This window comes from Streptomyces mangrovi, assembly GCF_900114215.1.
GTDB classification, from domain to species: domain Bacteria; phylum Actinomycetota; class Actinomycetes; order Streptomycetales; family Streptomycetaceae; genus Streptomyces; species Streptomyces barkulensis.
The window spans coordinates 245477-262876 of record NZ_FOSG01000003.1 but is presented as its reverse complement, the minus strand read 5'-3'; the positions used below and the strand labels follow the sequence as shown (position 1 = coordinate 262876).

15 protein-coding genes are annotated in these 17400 nt (G+C 72.2%); 13 read left to right on the top strand and 2 right to left on the bottom strand.

The window, feature by feature from the left end:
• Positions 1-15: 15 nt before the first annotated feature.
• From ftsW to BM237_RS05815, 9 genes are all read left to right on the top strand, one after another.
• Positions 16-1614: a putative lipid II flippase FtsW gene (gene ftsW / locus BM237_RS05855; protein WP_245793428.1), complete on the top strand. Its 1599-nt coding sequence runs from the start codon at positions 16-18 to the stop codon at positions 1612-1614.
• Positions 1615-1620: 6 nt separating this feature from the next.
• The gene (gene murG / locus BM237_RS05850) at positions 1621-2715 is read left to right on the top strand and encodes an undecaprenyldiphospho-muramoylpentapeptide beta-N-acetylglucosaminyltransferase (protein WP_093848418.1); all 1095 of its coding nucleotides are present in this window, start codon (positions 1621-1623) and stop codon (positions 2713-2715) included.
• A 32-nt stretch (positions 2716-2747) separates the two neighbouring features.
• Positions 2748-3644: a cell division protein FtsQ/DivIB gene (locus BM237_RS05845; protein WP_093848417.1), complete on the top strand. Its 897-nt coding sequence runs from the start codon at positions 2748-2750 to the stop codon at positions 3642-3644.
• A 276-nt stretch (positions 3645-3920) separates the two neighbouring features.
• A complete protein-coding gene (ftsZ, locus tag BM237_RS05840; protein WP_093848416.1) occupies positions 3921-5180 on the top strand; it encodes a cell division protein FtsZ in 1260 nt (419 codons plus the stop codon).
• Positions 5181-5191: 11 nt separating this feature from the next.
• Entirely contained in the window at positions 5192-5965 is a 774-nt protein-coding gene (gene pgeF, locus BM237_RS05835) for a peptidoglycan editing factor PgeF (RefSeq protein ID WP_093848415.1), read from the top strand.
• Positions 5962-6729, top strand: coding sequence for a YggS family pyridoxal phosphate-dependent enzyme (locus BM237_RS05830; RefSeq protein WP_093848414.1), 768 nt, complete (start codon positions 5962-5964; stop codon positions 6727-6729). Before pgeF ends, BM237_RS05830 begins: the two co-directional genes overlap by 4 nt.
• A gap of 216 nt (positions 6730-6945) precedes the next feature.
• Positions 6946-7590 (top strand): cell division protein SepF, encoded by a 645-nt coding sequence (locus tag BM237_RS05825; RefSeq protein ID WP_093848413.1) that lies wholly within the window; start codon positions 6946-6948, stop codon positions 7588-7590.
• Positions 7591-7657: 67 nt separating this feature from the next.
• The gene (locus BM237_RS05820) at positions 7658-7942 is read left to right on the top strand and encodes a YggT family protein (RefSeq protein WP_093655225.1); all 285 of its coding nucleotides are present in this window, start codon (positions 7658-7660) and stop codon (positions 7940-7942) included.
• Between the two features lie 48 nt (positions 7943-7990).
• A complete protein-coding gene (locus BM237_RS05815) occupies positions 7991-9121 on the top strand; it encodes a DivIVA domain-containing protein (RefSeq protein WP_093848412.1) in 1131 nt (376 codons plus the stop codon).
• Positions 9122-9315: 194 nt separating this feature from the next.
• Here the strand turns inward: BM237_RS05815 and ileS are convergent, their stop codons facing one another.
• Positions 9316-12465, bottom strand: coding sequence for an isoleucine--tRNA ligase (gene ileS / locus BM237_RS05810; protein ID WP_093848411.1), 3150 nt, complete (start codon positions 12463-12465; stop codon positions 9316-9318).
• 522 nt (positions 12466-12987) lie between these two features.
• Between ileS and BM237_RS05800 the strand changes: the two genes are divergently transcribed.
• The 3 genes from BM237_RS05800 (at position 12988) to BM237_RS05790 (ending at position 15422) form a co-directional block, all read left to right on the top strand.
• The gene (locus tag BM237_RS05800) at positions 12988-13695 is read left to right on the top strand and encodes a TraR/DksA family transcriptional regulator (RefSeq protein WP_093848410.1); all 708 of its coding nucleotides are present in this window, start codon (positions 12988-12990) and stop codon (positions 13693-13695) included.
• A gap of 55 nt (positions 13696-13750) precedes the next feature.
• Complete coding sequence (gene lspA / locus BM237_RS05795) at positions 13751-14371, top strand: signal peptidase II (protein ID WP_245793427.1); 621 nt, start codon at positions 13751-13753, stop codon at positions 14369-14371.
• Positions 14372-14480: 109 nt separating this feature from the next.
• Positions 14481-15422, top strand: coding sequence for an RluA family pseudouridine synthase (locus BM237_RS05790; RefSeq protein WP_093848563.1), 942 nt, complete (start codon positions 14481-14483; stop codon positions 15420-15422).
• A 79-nt stretch (positions 15423-15501) separates the two neighbouring features.
• Here BM237_RS05790 and BM237_RS05785 read toward each other — a convergent pair whose 3' ends face one another.
• Complete coding sequence (locus tag BM237_RS05785) at positions 15502-16632, bottom strand: mechanosensitive ion channel family protein (protein ID WP_093848409.1); 1131 nt, start codon at positions 16630-16632, stop codon at positions 15502-15504.
• Positions 16633-16773: 141 nt separating this feature from the next.
• Between BM237_RS05785 and BM237_RS05780 the strand changes: the two genes are divergently transcribed.
• Positions 16774-17364, top strand: coding sequence for a dienelactone hydrolase family protein (locus tag BM237_RS05780; protein WP_281253898.1), 591 nt, complete (start codon positions 16774-16776; stop codon positions 17362-17364).
• Positions 17365-17400 lie beyond the last annotated feature (36 nt).

Sequence of the window (17400 nt, the reverse complement as noted above, 5' to 3'; positions counted from 1 at the left end):
GACAGGAGGGGACGGATGACGGCCGAGCGACCCGTACCACCCGCGGCGGCGACCGCCGCCGGCCCGGTGGGCCGTGTCCTGGCGGCCATCGCCGCGGTCGTACCGGCCGCCTCGGCCGTACCCGCCCGGCCCGCCCCGGCGGCGGCGGGTACGGCCGTGACGCCGCCGGGGCGCCCGGGGCACGGCGCCGTGCTGCGCGAGACCCAGCGCTCCCGCCCCGGCCCCCGCGCGGCGCGCCCGGGCAGCCCGCGCGCCCCCCGCCCGGCCCCCGCGCCCCGGACGCCCGGCACCGGACGATCCGCGCCCCGGGGCGCCCCGGGGCGCCCGGGAAGCCCGGGACGCGGCCCGCGCCGTGCCGCGGACGGCGCCCGCGGGCTGTACCTGCGGGCGAAGCACGCCTGGAACCGGCCGCTGACCGCCTACTACCTGATCCTCGGCGGCAGCCTGATGATCCTCGGCCTCGGCCTGGTGATGGTCTTCTCCGCCTCGCAGATCGAGGCGCTGGGCTCCGGGCTGCCCTCCGCCTACTACTTCCGCAAACAGCTGCTGGCCGCCGTCCTGGGCGGCGTTCTGCTGCTGGCGGCCGCCCGGATGCCGGTGGCCCTCCAGCGCGGGCTGGCGTACCCGCTGCTGGCCGTCTCCGTCTTCCTGCTCTGCCTGGTCCAGGTGCCGGGGATCGGGCATGAGGTCAAGGGCAACCAGAACTGGATCCAGCTCGGCGGTCCCTTCCAGTTCCAGCCCAGCGAGTTCGCCAAGCTCGCCCTGGTGCTGTGGGGGGCGGACCTGCTGGCGCGCAAGGGCGACAGACGGCTGCTGAACCAGTGGAAGCACATGCTGGTGCCGCTCGTCCCCGTGGCCTTCCTGCTGCTCGGCCTGATCATGCTGGGCCGGGACATGGGTACCTCGCTCATCCTCGCCGCGATCCTCGTCGGACTGCTCTGGCTGGCCGGCGCGCCGCTGCGGCTGTTCGCCGGGGTGCTCGCCGTCGCCGGGGCGCTGGGAGCGCTGCTGATCGCGACCAGCGGCAACCGGATGGCCCGGTTCGCCTGCCTGGGCGCCACCGATCCCGGCCCGAACGACCAGTGCTGGCAGGCCGTCCACGGCATCTACGCCCTGGCGTCGGGCGGATGGTTCGGTACGGGACTGGGCGACAGCATGGAGAAATGGGGACAACTGCCCGAACCGCACACCGACTTCATCTTCGCCGTGACCGGGGAGGAACTCGGCCTGGCGGGGACGCTGCCGGTGCTCGCCCTTTTCGCCGCTCTAGGCTATGCGGGTATCCGCGTGGCCGGACGCACGGAGGACCCCTTCGTCAGGTACGCCGCGGGAGGTGTGACCACCTGGATCACGGCCCAGGCCGTGGTCAACATCGGTGCGGTGCTCGGCCTGCTGCCGATCGCCGGTGTCCCGCTCCCGCTGTTCTCCTACGGAGGTTCCGCCCTGCTGCCGACGATGTTCGCCGTCGGGCTGCTGATCTCCGCCGCGAGATCGGAACCCGCCGCGAAGGCGGCACTGGCCATGCGGCAGCCTGCTGTGAGAAAGAAGCTGGCTGGGGTGAGACGGAAGACGACGGGACGGAGCGCCGTACGGCGCCCGTCCGGAGAGCGGTGAAATTCGGTGCATGTCGTACTCGCCGGTGGGGGGACCGCCGGCCACATCGAGCCCGCGCTCGCCCTCGCGGACGCCCTGCGCAGGCAGGACCCGACCGTGGGGATCACGGCACTCGGCACGGAGCGCGGACTCGAGACCCGGCTCGTCCCGGAGAGGGGCTACGAGCTGGAGCTGATCCCGGCCGTGCCCCTGCCGCGCAAACCCACTCCCGAGCTGATCACCGTGCCGGGGAGGTTGCGCGGCACCATCAAGGCCGCGGAGCAGGTCCTGGAGCGGACCAAGGCCGACTGCGTGGTCGGCTTCGGCGGCTACGTGGCGCTGCCCGGCTACCTCGCGGCCAAGCGGCTCGGAGTGCCGATCGTCATCCACGAGGCCAACGCCCGCCCGGGCCTGGCCAACAAGATCGGCTCCCGCTACACCGGCTATGTCGCCGTCTCCACCCCGGACAGCAAGCTGCGCAACGCCCGCTACGTCGGCATCCCGCTGCGCCGCTCGATCGCCACCCTGGACCGGGCGGCGATGCGCGCCGAGGGGCGGGCCGCCTTCGGCCTCGACCCCGGCCTGCCCACCCTGCTGGTCACCGGCGGGTCCCAGGGCGCCCGGCGGCTCAACGAGGTCGTCCAGGCCATCGCCCCGAACCTCCAGCGCTCCGGCGTCCAGATCCTGCACGCGGTCGGCCCGAAGAACGAGCTGCCGCAGGTGGACAACATGCCCGGGATGCCGCCCTACGTCCCGGTGCCGTATCTGGACCGGATGGACCTGGCGTACGCCGCGGCCGACATGATGCTCTGCCGCGCGGGCGCGATGACGGTCGCCGAACTGTCGGCCGTCGGACTGCCGGCCGCCTACGTCCCGCTGCCGATCGGCAACGGTGAACAGCGGCTGAACGCCCAGCCGGTGGTCAAGGCGGGCGGCGGGCTCCTCGTCGACGATGCCGAGCTGTCGCCGGAGTGGATCCAGTCCAACGTCCTGCCGGTGCTCACCGACCCGCACCGGCTGTACGACATGTCGCGGGCCGCCGCCGAGTTCGGGCGCCGGGACGCCGACGAACTGCTGGTCGGCATGGTGTACGAGGCGATCGCGGCACACCGCCGGGGCTGAGGCCGCAGGCGGGACGCGGGAGAGCAGGGAGCGTGGCCGGACGGACGACGGCCGCCGGGCGAGGCGGCCGCGACCAGCGTGACCGGCGCGGGCCGTCGGCGGGCTCGGGCCCGCCGACGGCCCCGCCGGCGGGCCGGTGGCCCCGGCGTTTCCGCGCGCCCCGCCTTCCGGAGGGCCGCGGGCGCCGCCGCCTGCTGCTCGCCCTCGCACTCGGCCCGGCGCTGCTGATCGGCGGCCTCGCCCTGTGGCTGCTCTACGGCTCCGCGTGGCTACGGGTGGAGGGCGTCACGGTCGCCGGCCGGAGCGTGCTGACGGAGCGGCAGATCCTCGACGCCGCCGACATCCCCCTCGGAGACCCCCTGGTCTCGGTCGATCCCGGCGAGGTGGAGCGGCGGCTGCTGGAGGCGCTGCCGCGGATCGACTCCGTGGAGGCGGCCCGTTCCTGGCCGCACGGTGTGGAGTTGACGGTCAGGGAGAGAAAAGCCGTGGTCGTGATGGTGCAAGACGCCCGGAACGGGGAAGGCGGGGGGGACGAGGACGGCACGAGGGGGCGGCGCTATGCCGAGGTGGACGACGAGGGGGTGCTGTTCGGCACGGTCGCCGAACGGCCCGCGGGCGTCCCCCTCCTCGCGCTGGACCTCGCCGGATCCCCCAGCGGGCACCGCTTCGGGCCCGCCAGGATGCGCCAGGAGGCGGTCGGGGTCGCCGCGGCCCTCCCCGAGCGGGTACGCCGCGACACCCGGACCATCCGGGTCCGCTCCTACGACTCCATCACCCTGGAGATGAGCGGCGGGCGCACGGTGGTGTGGGGGAGCGGTGAGGACAGCGACGCGAAGGCCGGATCGCTCACCCTGCTGATGAAAGCCGCCGACGATGCGGAGAGATTCGACGTGAGCGTTCCCGGCGCACCTGCGGCGTCAGGGAGTTGACGCACGTACGTGCAGGCCAGCACCCTGGTTGGCTACCGCGTTGCCTGATCACATAGGGTGAGAAGAAAAACGGGAGGTTCGGCGTGTTCATTGAACGCGAACCACTTGTCGACCTAGTGTCCGTTCCAAAGAATCCGAGGAACGACAGACATTGGTAACCCTAAACTTGAACGTTAGGGTTCGGGTCGGCGTCCGAACCGTCCCACTCGGCATAGGTCGGCGCACCGCAACCATCGTGGAGCGGCGACACGTAACTCGAGGCGAGAGGCCTTCGACGTGGCAGCACCGCAGAACTACCTCGCAGTCATCAAGGTCGTCGGTATCGGCGGCGGTGGCGTCAACGCCATCAACCGGATGATCGAGGTCGGTCTCAAGGGCGTCGAGTTCATCGCGATCAACACCGACGCACAGGCCCTGCTGATGAGCGACGCCGACGTCAAACTCGACGTCGGCCGCGAGCTCACCCGCGGCCTTGGCGCCGGCGCCAACCCCGATGTCGGCCGCAAGGCAGCCGAGGATCACCGGGAGGAGATCGAGGAGGTCCTCAAGGGGGCCGACATGGTCTTCGTCACCGCCGGAGAGGGCGGCGGCACCGGCACCGGCGGCGCGCCCGTCGTCGCGAACATCGCACGTTCTCTGGGCGCCCTCACCATCGGCGTCGTCACCCGCCCGTTCACCTTCGAGGGCCGCCGCCGGGCCAACCAGGCCGAGGACGGCATCGCGGCCCTGCGCGACGAGGTCGACACCCTCATCGTCATCCCCAACGACCGGCTGCTGTCCATCTCGGACCGCCAGGTGAGCGTGCTCGACGCGTTCAAGTCTGCGGACCAGGTGCTGCTGTCGGGTGTCCAGGGCATCACCGACCTCATCACCACCCCCGGCCTGATCAACCTGGACTTCGCGGACGTCAAGTCCGTGATGTCCGAGGCCGGCTCGGCACTCATGGGCATCGGCTCGGCGCGCGGCGACGACCGCGCGGTGGCCGCGGCCGAGATGGCGATCTCCTCGCCGCTGCTGGAGGCGTCCATCGACGGCGCCCGCGGCGTGCTGCTCTCCATCTCCGGCGGCTCCGACCTCGGTCTGTTCGAGATCAACGAAGCCGCCCAGCTGGTGAGCGAGGCCGCGCACCCCGAGGCGAACATCATCTTCGGCGCGGTCATCGACGACGCCCTCGGCGACGAGGTCCGGGTCACCGTCATCGCGGCGGGCTTCGACGGCGGGCAGCCGCCGGCCAAGAACCGCGACAAGGTGCTCGGTTCGTACGCCGGAGGCAAGGAGGAGGCGCCGGCCGCTCCGCGTCCGGCGCCCTCCGAGCCCGACCGCCCGTCCTTCGGCGGGCTCGGCTCGGTCACCCCGCGCGAGGAGGAGCCCTCCCCGGCCGTCCCGCTGGCGGACTCCCCGTCCGCCTACGGCTCGGGTTCCTCCTCGCCGCTGTCCGGTGAGACCGGCCCGTCCACCGCCCCGCAGGTTCCCCCGGCCCGTCCCTACCAGGACGGTTCGGCCGAGGAACTCGACGTGCCCGACTTCCTCAAGTAGGCACCACGAGCGTGATAGGACAGCACGACATCGTCAGCGGCGCGCACTTCGCCACCACCGACAGGTGGGGCGGGGTGAGCGCCGCTCCGTATGGCGAACTCAACCTCGGCGGCGCGGTCGGGGACGACCCCGGCGCCGTGAGGACCAACCGGGAACTGGCGGCGAGGACGCTCGGCCTCGACCCGGCCGCGGTGGTCTGGATGAACCAGGTGCACGGGCGCGACGCGGCCGTCGTCACCGGGCCGTGGCGCGGCGGCGACGCGCCGTGCGTGGACGCGGTCGTGACCGCCCGTCGGGGCCTGGCCCTGGCCGTGCTGACCGCCGACTGCGTCCCCGTGCTCCTCGCCGACCCCGTCGCGGGAGTGGTGGGAGCCGCGCACGCCGGGCGGCCCGGGCTGGTCGCCGGGGTCGTTCCGGCGGTGGTCGAGGCGATGGGGTCTCTCGGCGCGGACCCGGCCCGCACGGCCGTCCGCATCGGCCCCTCGGTGTGCGGGGGCTGCTACGAGGTGCCGGAACGGATGCGCGAGGAGGTCGCGGCCGCGGTGCCCGAGGCGTACGCCACCACGAGGCGGGGCACCCCGGCGGTCGACGTCGCGGCCGGGGTACGCGCCCAACTGGCCCGCCTCGGTGTGCCGGAGCCGCCGGCGCGGCAGGTCTGCACGATGGAGTCCCCGGACCACTACTCGTACCGCCGGGAGAGGACCACCGGGCGGCTGGCCGGTTACGTATGGCTGGAGGCTCCCGCCGACGGGGCGGAAGAGGCTGACGGGGAGGCCGCCGCGTGACAGATCGCAGAACCGACCACGGCGCGGACCACGGCGCCGGCCACAGCGCGGACCGCGGAGCCGAACTGGCCGCGAACCTCGCCCGGGTGGAGGAGCGCATCACCCGCGCTTGTGTCACCGCGGGGCGCGCGCGCGAGGACGTGACCCTGGTCGTCGTCACCAAGACCCGCCCCGCCGACGATGTGCGGCTGCTGGCCGGGCTCGGGGTGCGGCATGTGGCGGAGAACCGGGACCAGGAGGCGGCGCCCAAGGCCGAGACCTGTGCGGACCTTCCCCTCACCTGGCACTTCGTGGGGCAGTTGCAGACCAACAAGGTCCGGTCCGTCGCCCGCTACGCCGACTTCGTGCACTCGGTCGACCGGCCCCGGCTGGTCGGCGCGCTCTCCTCGGCCGCCGAGCGCGAGGGCCGGCGGATCGGCTGCCTGCTGCAGATCGCGCTCGACCGGGAGGCGGGTGCGGCCGGCGGGCGCGGCGGCGTGGCGCCGGAGGAGGTGGGGGAGTTGGCCGAGGAGGTGGCCGCCGCCCCCGGCCTCCGGCTCGCGGGTGTGATGACGGTCGCACCTCTGTCCGGACCGTACGCCGGAAGACCGGGAGCCGCTTTCGAGCGGCTGGGGGAGATCTCGGCCGCCCTGCGGGCGAACCACCCCGCCGCGGACATGGTCTCGGCGGGGATGAGCGGGGACCTGGAGGAGGCGGTGGCGGCCGGGGCGACACATGTGCGTATCGGCAGTGCGGTACTCGGAGTACGACCCGGGCTCCGGTAACGTCGCCAAACAAGTCGGACCACAGCAGAAAATATGGTCATTCCCGCCCAGTGTGGATGACCGCGTGGGCTCAGGGGCACCGGTGACGGAGTCTTGGGTTTGGGGGCCTCCCCGTCGGAGGCACCGGAGGCAGAATGGGGTCTCCCCGCCGCAGGCAGGAGACGGGGCCTCCCCGCCGATGGCCGGGGAACCACCACAGAGCGGAGGACGCAGAGAATGGCCGGCGCGATGCGCAAGATGGCGGTCTACCTCGGCCTCGTGGAGGACGATGGATACGACGGCCCGGGGTTCGACCCCGACGACGAGTTCGAGCCCGAGTCGGAGCCCGACAGGGACCGGCGGCACCAGGCGCACCAGCCTGTGGCAGCCCCCGTGGCGAAGTCCGACGGGGAGCAGGAGCCCGAGGAGCCGGTGCGGGTCGTCCACCCCCCTGCCCACCGGGAGCGGGAGCGGGCTCCTGCGCTCGCCGCCGAAAACGGACGGCACGGGAGGATTGCCCCCGTGTCATCCATCACACCCGAACGCCAGAACCTGGAGAAGAACGCGCCGGTGATCATGCCCAAGGTCGTGTCCGAGAGGGAGCCCTACCGGATCACCACACTGCACCCCCGGACGTACAACGAAGCCCGTACCATCGGGGAACACTTCCGGGAGGGCACTCCGGTGATCATGAATCTGACCGAGATGGACGACACGGACGCGAAGCGTCTGGTCGACTTCGCGGCAGGTCTGGTGTTCGGTCTCCATGGGAGTATCGAGCGGGTGACACAGAAGGTCTTCCTCCTGTCTCCTGCTAACGTCGATGTCACGGCGGAGGACAAGGCCCGCATCGCAGAGGGCGGGTTCTTCAACCAGAGCTGAGAGTCAGTGCAACCGGACGGGACGGCCGACGGGCCGGACGCGACCAAAGGGGAGAGGGAAGCGCACGATGGGCGTCGTACAGCAGGTGGTCCTCATTGTGCTGCAGGTCTTCCTGGTCGTACTGATCTTCCGCCTGGTGATGGACTACGTCTTCATGTTCGCCCGCTCATGGCAGCCCGGCAAGGCGATGGTGGTCGTCCTGGAGGCCACCTACACTGTCACTGATCCGCCACTCAAGCTGCTGCGGAGGTTCATACCGCCGCTGCGCTTCGGGGGCGTGGCGCTCGACCTGTCCTTCTTCGTACTGATGATCATCGTCTACATCCTGATCAGTGTCGTGGCCAGGCTGTGAGCGATACGGTCTTGCCGATATGCCGATGACTTACGTTGAGGTGAAGAGATGCCGCTGACCCCCGAGGACGTGCGGAACAAGCAGTTCACAACCGTCCGCCTGCGAGAGGGCTACGACGAGGACGAGGTCGATGCCTTCCTCGACGAGGTCGAGGCCGAACTGACGCGTCTGCTCCGGGAGAACGAGGATCTGCGCGCCAAGCTGGCCGCCGCGACGCGGGCCGCCGCGCAGAACCAGCAGCAGGGCATGCGCAAACCCGAGCCCCAGCAGCAGCAGGAACGGCCGGGTCCCGTCCCCGCCGCCATATCAGGACCGCAGCCGGTCCCGCCGGGGCAGATGGGCGGTCCGCCCCAGCTGCCCGGCGGTGCGCCGCAGCTGCCGGCAGGTCCCGGCGGGCACGGCCCGCAGGGCGGTCCGATGGGTCCCGGTCCGATGGGCCCCGGCGGTCCGGGCGGCCCGGGTGGTCCCGGCCCGATGGGCGGCCACGGTGGTCCCGGTGGTCCCGGTGGTCCGGGCATGCACCAACAGGGCCAGGGCCAGGGCCAGGGGCCGGGCGGCGACAGCGCGGCCCGCGTGCTGTCGCTGGCTCAGCAGACCGCGGACCAGGCGATCGCGGAGGCCCGTTCGGAGGCCAACAAGATCGTCGGCGAGGCGCGCAGCCGCGCCGAGGGCCTGGAACGGGACGCCCGTGCCAAGGCCGACGCGCTGGAGCGGGACGCACAGGAGAAGCACCGCGTCGCGATGGGCTCGCTGGAGTCCGCCCGCGCCACGCTGGAGCGCAAGGTCGAGGATCTGCGCGGCTTCGAGCGTGAGTACCGCACCCGCCTGAAGTCGTACCTGGAGAGCCAGCTCCGCCAGCTGGAGAACCAGGCCGACGACTCCCTGGCCCCGCCGCGCACCCCGGCCACGGCCTCGCTGCCGCCGTCCCCCTCGATGGCATCGGCGGGCGCACCGGGCGGCGGCACCATGGGCGGCCATCAGTCCATGGGCGGCCCTGGCGGCGGTCACGGCGGCCACGGCGGCCACAACCAGGGCGGTGGTCAGACCTACGGCGGGCAGCAGCAGATGTCCCCGGCGATGACCCAGCCGATGGCCCCCGTACGGCCGCAGGGTCCGCAGCCGATGCAGCAGGCGCCCTCGCCGATGCGCGGCTTCCTCATCGACGAGGACGACAACTGACGCAGCCGCGGTAGGCGGCGGGCGAATCGGATCGGCATATCGCAGAGGGCCGGGCCCGGGATCGAAGATCCCGGGCCCGGCCCTCTGGTGTTTCCGTCTCGTCCGGCTTCTCCGTCCGGACCGGACCCCGGCGGCCCGGCGCACCGGTGCCCCGGGCCGGCAGGCGGTCCGGGGCACCGGCTACGGCCGGGCGGTCACACGCGGCGCAGCCGGAACACCAGGGACAGCGACTCGTCCTCGAACGGTTCCCCGAAGGACTCGTCTCCCGCACCCTCCGCGTAGTCCGTCGCCAGGACCTCGTCCGCGATCAGGGACTGGTGCTCGGCCAGTGCGCGGGCGACCTCCTCGTCGTCCGACCGCCACCGCAGGGCGATCCGGTCGGCGACGTCCAGGCCGCTGTTCTTGCGCGCCTCCTGGACCAGCCGGATCGCGTCACGGGCGAGTCCCGCCCGCCGCAACTCCGGGGTGATCTCCAGGTCCAGGGCGACCGTGGCGCCGGTGTCGGAGGCCACCGACCAGCCCTCGCGCGGGGTCTCGGTGATGATGACCTCCTCCGGGGAGAGCGCGATGGTCTCGCCGTCGACCTCCACCGCCGCCGTACCGGCGCGCAGCGCCGCCGACAGGGCCGCCGCGTCCGCCTCGACGATGGCCTTGGCGACCGGCTGGGTGCGCTTGCCGAACCGCCGGCCCAGCGCCCGGAAGTTGGCCTTGGCGGTGGTGTCCACCAGAGAGCCGCCGACCTCGGACAGGGAGGCGAGCGAGGTGACGTTCAGCTCCTCGGCGATCTGCTCGCGCAGGTCGTCGCTGAGCAGCTCGAAACCCTGAGCCGCCAGCAGCGCACGGGACAGCGGCTGCCGGGTCTTGACCCCCGACTCCGCGCGCGTGGCCCGGCCCAGCTCCACCAGCCGTCGCACCAGCAGCATGTCGCGGGACAGATCCGGGTCGACGGCGGACAGATCGGCCTCGGGCCAGTCGGCCAGATGCACGGAGTCCGGCGCACCGGGAGCGACGGGGACGACCAGGTCCTGCCAGACCCGCTCGGTGATGAACGGCACCAGCGGGGCCATCAGCCGGGTGACGGTCTCCAGCACGTCGTGCAGGGTGCGCAGCGCCGCCGCGTCACCCTGCCAGAAGCGGCGCCGGGAGCGGCGCACGTACCAGTTGGACAGATCGTCCACGAAGGTGGACAGCAGCTTGCCGGTGCGCTGGGTGTCGTAGGCCTCCATGGCCTGGGTGCACTGGTCGACCAGGGCGTGCAGTTCGCTGAGCAGCCAGCGGTCCAGCAGCGGGCGCTCGGCGGGGGCCGGGTCGGACCCGGACGGCGCCCAGCTCGAGGTGCGGGCGTACAGGGCCTGGAAGGCGACGGTGTTCCAGTAGGTCAGCAGGGTCTTGCGGACGACCTCCTGGATCGTGCCGTGCCCGACGCGCCGCGCGCTCCACGGGGAGCCGCCGGCGGCCATGAACCAGCGCACCGCGTCCGCGCCGTGCCGGTCCATCAGCGGGATGGGCTCCAGGATGTTGCCCAGGTGCTTGGACATCTTCCGGCCGTCCTCGGCGAGGATGTGGCCCAGGCAGACGACGTTCTCGTAGGAGGAGCGGTCGAAGACGAGCGTGCCGACCGCCATCAGGGTGTAGAACCAGCCGCGGGTCTGGTCGATGGCCTCGGAGATGAACTGCGCCGGGTAGCGCTTCTCGAAGACGTCCTTGTTGCGGTACGGGTAGCCCCACTGTGCGAAGGGCATCGAGCCCGAGTCGTACCAGGCGTCGATGACCTCCGGGACGCGGACGGCCGTCAGCGAGCAGCCCTCGGCGGTGCAGCCGAAGACGACGTCGTCGATGTACGGGCGGTGCGGGTCCAGGCCGGACTGGTCGGTGCCGGTCAGTTCCGACAGCTCCGCCAGCGAGCCGACGCAGGTGAGATGGCCCTCCTCGCAGCGCCAGATGGGCAGCGGGGTGCCCCAGTAGCGGTTGCGGGACAGCGCCCAGTCGATGTTGTTGTCCAGCCAGTCGCCGTAGCGGCCGTGCTTGACCGACTCCGGGAACCAGTTGGTCCGCTCGTTCTCCCGCAGCAGCTCGTCCTTGATCGCGGTGGTGCGGATGTACCAGGACGGCTGGGCGTAGTAGAGCAGCGCGGTGTGGCAGCGCCAGCAGTGCGGGTAGCTGTGCTCGTAGGGCAGGTGGCGGAAGAGCAGGCCACGGGCGTCGAGGTCGGCGACCAGCGCTTCGTCGGCCTTCTTGAAGAACTGCCCGCCGACCAGCTCCAGGCCCTCCTCGAAGGTGCCGTCGGGCCGGACGGGGTTGACCACCGGAAGCCCGTAGGCCCGGCAGGTGAGCAGGTCGTCCTCGCCGAAGGCGGGGGACTGGTGGACCAGACCGGTGCCGTCCTCGGTGGTGACGTACTCGGCGTTCAGGACGAAGTGGGCGCCCTCGATCTCCACCAGGTCGAACGGGCGGCGGTAGGCCCAGCGCTCCATCTCGCGGCCGGTGAAGGTCTGCCCGGTCGCGCTCCAGCGCTCGCCCAGCGCCTTGGCCAGCAGCGGCTCGGCCACCACCAGCTTCTCGGCGCCGTCGGTGGCCACCACGTAGGTGACGTCGGGGTGGGCGGCCACGGCGGTGTTGGACACCAGCGTCCAGGGCGTGGTCGTCCACACCAGCAGCGAGGCCTCGCCGGCCAGCGGGCCGGAGGTCAGCGGGAAGCGGACGTAGACCGAGGGGTCCACGACGGTCTCGTAGCCCTGCGCCAGCTCGTGGTCGGACAGGCCGGTGCCGCAGCGCGGGCACCAGGGCGCCACGCGGTGGTCCTGGACGAGCAGGCCCTTGCCGAAGATCTCCTTCAGCGACCACCACACGGACTCGATGTAGCCCGGGTCCATCGTCCGGTAGGCGTCGTCCATGTCGACCCAGTAGCCCATCCGGGTCGTCAGCTCGGCGAACGCGTCGGTGTGCCGGGTCACCGACTCGCGGCACTTGGCGTTGAACTCAGCGATGCCGTAGGCCTCGATGTCCTGCTTGCCGTTGAAGCCCAGCTCCTTCTCCACCGCCAGCTCCACGGGCAGGCCGTGGCAGTCCCAGCCGGCCTTGCGCGCCACGTGGTAGCCGCGCATGGTACGGAAGCGGGGGAAGACGTCCTTGAAGACCCGGGCCTCGATGTGGTGGGCGCCGGGCATGCCGTTCGCGGTCGGCGGGCCCTCGTAGAACACCCACTCGGGGCGGCCCTCGGACTGCTCCAGGCTGCGGGCGAAGACCTTGTTCTCGTGCCAGAAGTCCAGCACGGCGCGCTCCAGGGCGGGGAGATCGACCTGGGCGGGCACCGGACGGTACCGGGGCGGGGGCTGCGGGCTCATGGTGAGCTTCCTCCAACGGACGTGGTGACTTCCGCCGGAGGGACGAGACCGTCGCCAGTCGGCGCCGGTGCCCGCGGTACCACCCTCCTTGGCGCCGGACGCGTACGCGGGTACGTGTCCACCGCCCTCTCATTGGTGCGGCGATGCCGGTTCTACTCGCCGCCCGTCGCGCCGCGTGCTGTGGCCGCGTGTGCGCGGGGGCTTTCCTCCGGCGGCTCCGGGGTGATCTTCACGCCGCGCTCGCCCCCGGGCTCACACCGTCCCCGGGTCGCTCGTGGCCGCATACGGACGCTACTCGTCCCCTTCGACGCCTCTCGCTCAGCCCAAGTGTAAGGGTGCCCCCAATGGGGGCTGACCGGTTTTCGGTCCGCGGTGCAGGGCAGAACGCTTCGCGAGGGCGCGGCGCCGCACCCCGGGAAGCGGGAGCGGACCGGCGTGCCCTGTTGCCGCACGATCGGTGCCGATTTATCGTTCCGGTCACGATTCATACATAGGATCACAATATGTGAAGGGGTCGCGGCCATGGTGGCGAGGGAGTCCGCAGCGAGGAGGGCACGAGCCGCGCGGGAGCCCGCCGAGAACCCCGAGCACCCCGAGAGCGCCGAAGCCCCCGAAACCGCCGCGAGCGCCGGGGACACCGCGAGTACCGGGAAGAAGAACTCCGGAGGGAAGTCCGCCGCGAAGAGGGCGGCGGCGAGCACGGGCGCCGCAAGGGCGGCCGGCAGGAAGACAGGAGCCGAGACGGTGGTTGCCAAGAAGTCCACGACGGGAGCGCGGGCCGCCGGGCACGCCGCCCCGGTCCCCCCGGCGCGTACGGCCGCGGCCACCGCCGCCCCCGACGAGCTGGTCGTACGGCCCGGAGAGGAGCCCTGGACCGCGCAGGAGGTGGAGGAGGCGCGCGCGGAGCTGTCCTCGGAGTCCGAGCGGCTGCGGGTGGAGATCCACGCCGCGGAGGAGGCCCTCGACGGCCTGATGCGGGACTCGGCCGACGGGGCCGGGGACGACCAGGCCGACACGGGGACGAAGAACATCACGCGCGAGCACGAGATGGCCCTGGCGGAGAACGCCCGCGAGATGCTCTACCAGACCGAGCGCGCCCTGGACCGCCTGGAGGCCGGGACGTACGGCGTCTGCGAGAACTGCGGCAAGCCCATCGGCAAGGCGCGGATGCAGGCGTTCCCCCGGGCCACGCTCTGTGTCGAGTGCAAACAGCGGCAGGAACGCCGCTGACCGCTGCCGCCCGCTGCCGCCCGCCGCCACCCTGGTGTGACGTACCCTGCATCACGTGACAGAGGTGGAACGGGCCGGCGAGCAGCCGGGCGAGGCGCAGACCGAGACCGAGACCGTGGACACAGCCGCCGGCCGGGCCGCGGCCGAGGCCGGCGGCGGACCCGGGAGCGACGATGTGCCGGCCCCCCGCGGCCGGCGGCGGACCGTGGAACTCGCCATCGTGGCGGCCGTCGCCTACGCCCTGGACCTGATCACCAAGATTCTCGTGGTCGAGAAGCTGGAGGGCCACGACCCGATCGAGGTGATCGGCACCTGGCTGCGGTTCCAGGCCGTGCGCAACCCGGGCGCGGCCTTCGGTATCGGCGAGGCCCTCACCATCGTCTTCACCGTCATCGCGGCGGCCGTGATCGTGGTGATCGCGCGGATCGCCCGCAAGCTCTACAGCACTCCCTGGGCCATCGCGCTCGGACTGCTGCTGGGCGGGGCCCTGGGCAACCTCACCGACCGGGTCTTCCGCTCGCCCGGGGTCTTCCAGGGCCATGTGGTGGACTTCATCGCGCCCGCCCACTTCGCCGTCTTCAACCTGGCCGACTCGGCGATCGTCTGCGGCGGGGTACTGATCGTGCTGCTGTCCTTCCGGGGCCTGGACCCCGACGGGACCGTCCACAAGGACTGACCGGAGCCGGCCGCGGCGGGCCTCCCCCGGCCCGCCGGGAGAGCCCCACCGGATGCGCGCCCCCGCCCGCCGGGCGGGGGCGCCGCGCGCTTCCGGCATACTCGACCGGGTGAGCCAGCTTCCCGAGATCCGCACCCTGCCCGTACCCGACGGCCTGGAGGGCGAGCGCATAGACGCGGCCCTGGCCAGGATGTTCGGCTTCTCCCGTACGAAGGCGGCCGAGCTGGCCGCCACGGGGAAGGTCCGGCTCGACGGCGGCGAGGTCGGCAAGTCCGAGCGGGTGCGCGGCGGAGCCTGGATCGAGGTCGAGATGCCCGCGCCGCCCGCACCGGTGAAGGTGGTGGCCGAGCCCGTGGCGGGCATGGAGATCGTGCACGACGACGACGACATCGTGGTCGTCGCCAAGCCGATCGGCGTGGCCGCCCATCCCAGCCCCGGCTGGAGCGGCCCCACCGTGATCGGCGGGCTGGCCGCCGCCGGCTTCCGCGTCTCCACCTCGGGCGCGGCCGAGCGGCAGGGCATCGTGCACCGGCTGGACGTGGGCACGTCCGGCCTGATGGTGGTCGCCAAGTCCGAGCGCGCCTACACCCTGCTCAAACAGCAGTTCCGCGAGCGAACGGTCGACAAGCGCTACCACGCGCTCGTCCAGGGCCACCCCGACCCGCTCAGCGGCACGATCGACGCGCCCATCGGGCGGCACCCCGTCCACGACTACAAGTGGGCCGTCACCGCCGACGGCAAGCCGTCGGTCACCCACTACGACCTCGTCGAGGCGTTCCGGGCCGCCAGTCTGCTCGACATCAAGCTGGAGACCGGCCGCACCCACCAGATCCGCGTCCACATGGCCGCCCACCGGCACCCGTGCGTCGGCGACACCACCTACGGAGCCGATCCGACGCTGGCCAGGCGCCTGGGACTGACCCGGCAGTGGCTGCACGCGGTACGACTGGGCTTCGAGCACCCGGCGGACGGCCGCTGGACGGAGTTCTCCAGCGACTACCCCGACGACCTGCAGACCGCCCTGGACCGGATCCGGGCCGAGAGCGCGTAGCACGTACGCCGCGGGCCCGCGGCGTACGTCCGAGGCGTACACCGCGGCCCCGCGGACCCGTGCCGGGTCGGCCCGTGTCTCAGCCGGGCTTGCGCGCGTCCGGTATCCCCGGCCGTCCGCCGTTCGCCCGGCCGTCCACGCCCGTCTCCTCCCGCTCCGGTCCCGGCTCGAAGACCGGGGCCGGGGCCGCCTGCGCGGTGGTGACGCGGGGCAGGGCGTAGGGGTGCTCCCGGTGGAGCCAGGTGATCAGCCCTTCGCGGACCTCGCAGCGCAGCGTCCAGATGTCGTCGGGGGTGCGCGCCGTCATCGTCGCGCGGACCTCGACCGTGGTGGGCGTGGAGTCGGTCACCACCAGGCCGTGGCTGCGGCCGTCCCAGGCGTCGCTGGCACGCACGAGCTCCTCGGTCTTCCGCCGGATCTCGGCGATCGGCGCCGAGTGGTCCAGGTGGAGGTAGACGGTGCCGGTCATCTGCGGGTTGCCGCGGGTCCAGTTCTCGAAGGGCTTGCTGGTGAAGTAGGACACCGGCATGGTGATCCTGCGCTCGTCCCAGGTGAGGACCACCAGGTAGGAGGTGGTGATCTCCTCCACCGTCCCCCACTCGCCGTCCACGATCACCGTGTCGCCGATGCGCACCATGTCGCCGAAGGCGATCTGCAGGCCGGCGAAGAGATTGCCCAGCGTGGACTGGGCGGCGATACCGGCGACGATGCCCAGCACACCGGCGGAGGCCAGCATGGAGGCGCCCAGCTTCTCCATCGCGGGGAACTGCAGCAGCATCGCCGCGCCGGCGATCACGGTGACCACCGCCGTGGCCAGCCGCTTGATCAGCGTCAGCTGGGTGCGCACCCGCCGCACCCGTGCCGCGTCATGGGCGATTCCGGCGTACCGGGAGTAGGCCGTCTCCACGACGGCGGTCAGCACACGCAGCATCAGCCACGCGGCGGCCCCGATCATTATCAGGTTCAGCCACAGGTCGACGGCCTTCTGGTGGTCCCTGGCCAGGTGCGTCTCGTCCGAGAAGGCGTTGAGCAGACCGACGAAGACCACCGCCTGAAGCGGGACCCGGCCGCTGCGCAGCAGACCCCACAGCGGAGTCTCCGGATGCCGGGCGTCCATGCGCCGCAGCGCGCGGTCCACCGCCCAGCCGACGGCGAACGCCAGGGCGATGGCGCCGCCGAAGACGATCAGCGGTCGCAGCACGTTCTCCATGGTGGTGTGAACTCCTCGTCAGGACTCCTGGGGATGGAAAAAGGACCCCACCGACCGTACCTGGCACCATGGGAGGACTCCGCCTCCCGGCGCGGCGCCGTGACGTGGATCATGAGGATGACCTGCTAAGGAAGTGACACCGTGCCCACCGTTGTGATGTTCCACTCCGCCTACGGGCCGCGCCCCGCCGTCGAGGAGGCGGCCGTCAGGCTGAGGGAGGCCGGGCACGAGGTCCACACCCCCGACCTGTACGGCGGACGGACGGCCCGGACGGTCGAGGAGAGTATGGCGATCAAGGACGGGATCGGCCGCGACGAACTGCTGAGGAGGGCCGTCGCCGCCACCGCCCCGCTCTCCGAGCGCGGGGTGGTGTACGCCGGGTTCTCCCTGGGCGGTGCGATCGCCCAGAACCTCGCGCTCGCCGACACCCGTGCCCGCGGACTGCTGCTCCTGCACGGCACCTCCGACATTTCCGAGGACGCGGCCGTCGACGACCTGCCCGTGCAGCTCCACGTGGCCGACCCCGACCCGTTCGAGCCGCACGACTGGCTGAACGCCTGGTACCTGCGGATGCGGCGGGCGGGCGCGGACGTAGAGGTGCACCGCTACCCCGGGGCCGGGCACCTGTTCACCGACCCCGGCCTGCCGGACCACGACGAGGAGGCGGCCGAGCGGACCTGGCGGACCGCACTCGGCTTCCTGGCTGAGCTGGAGGAGCCGGCGAGCCGCTGACCCCACCGGCCGCCGGACCGTGTGCGGGAGGCCCCG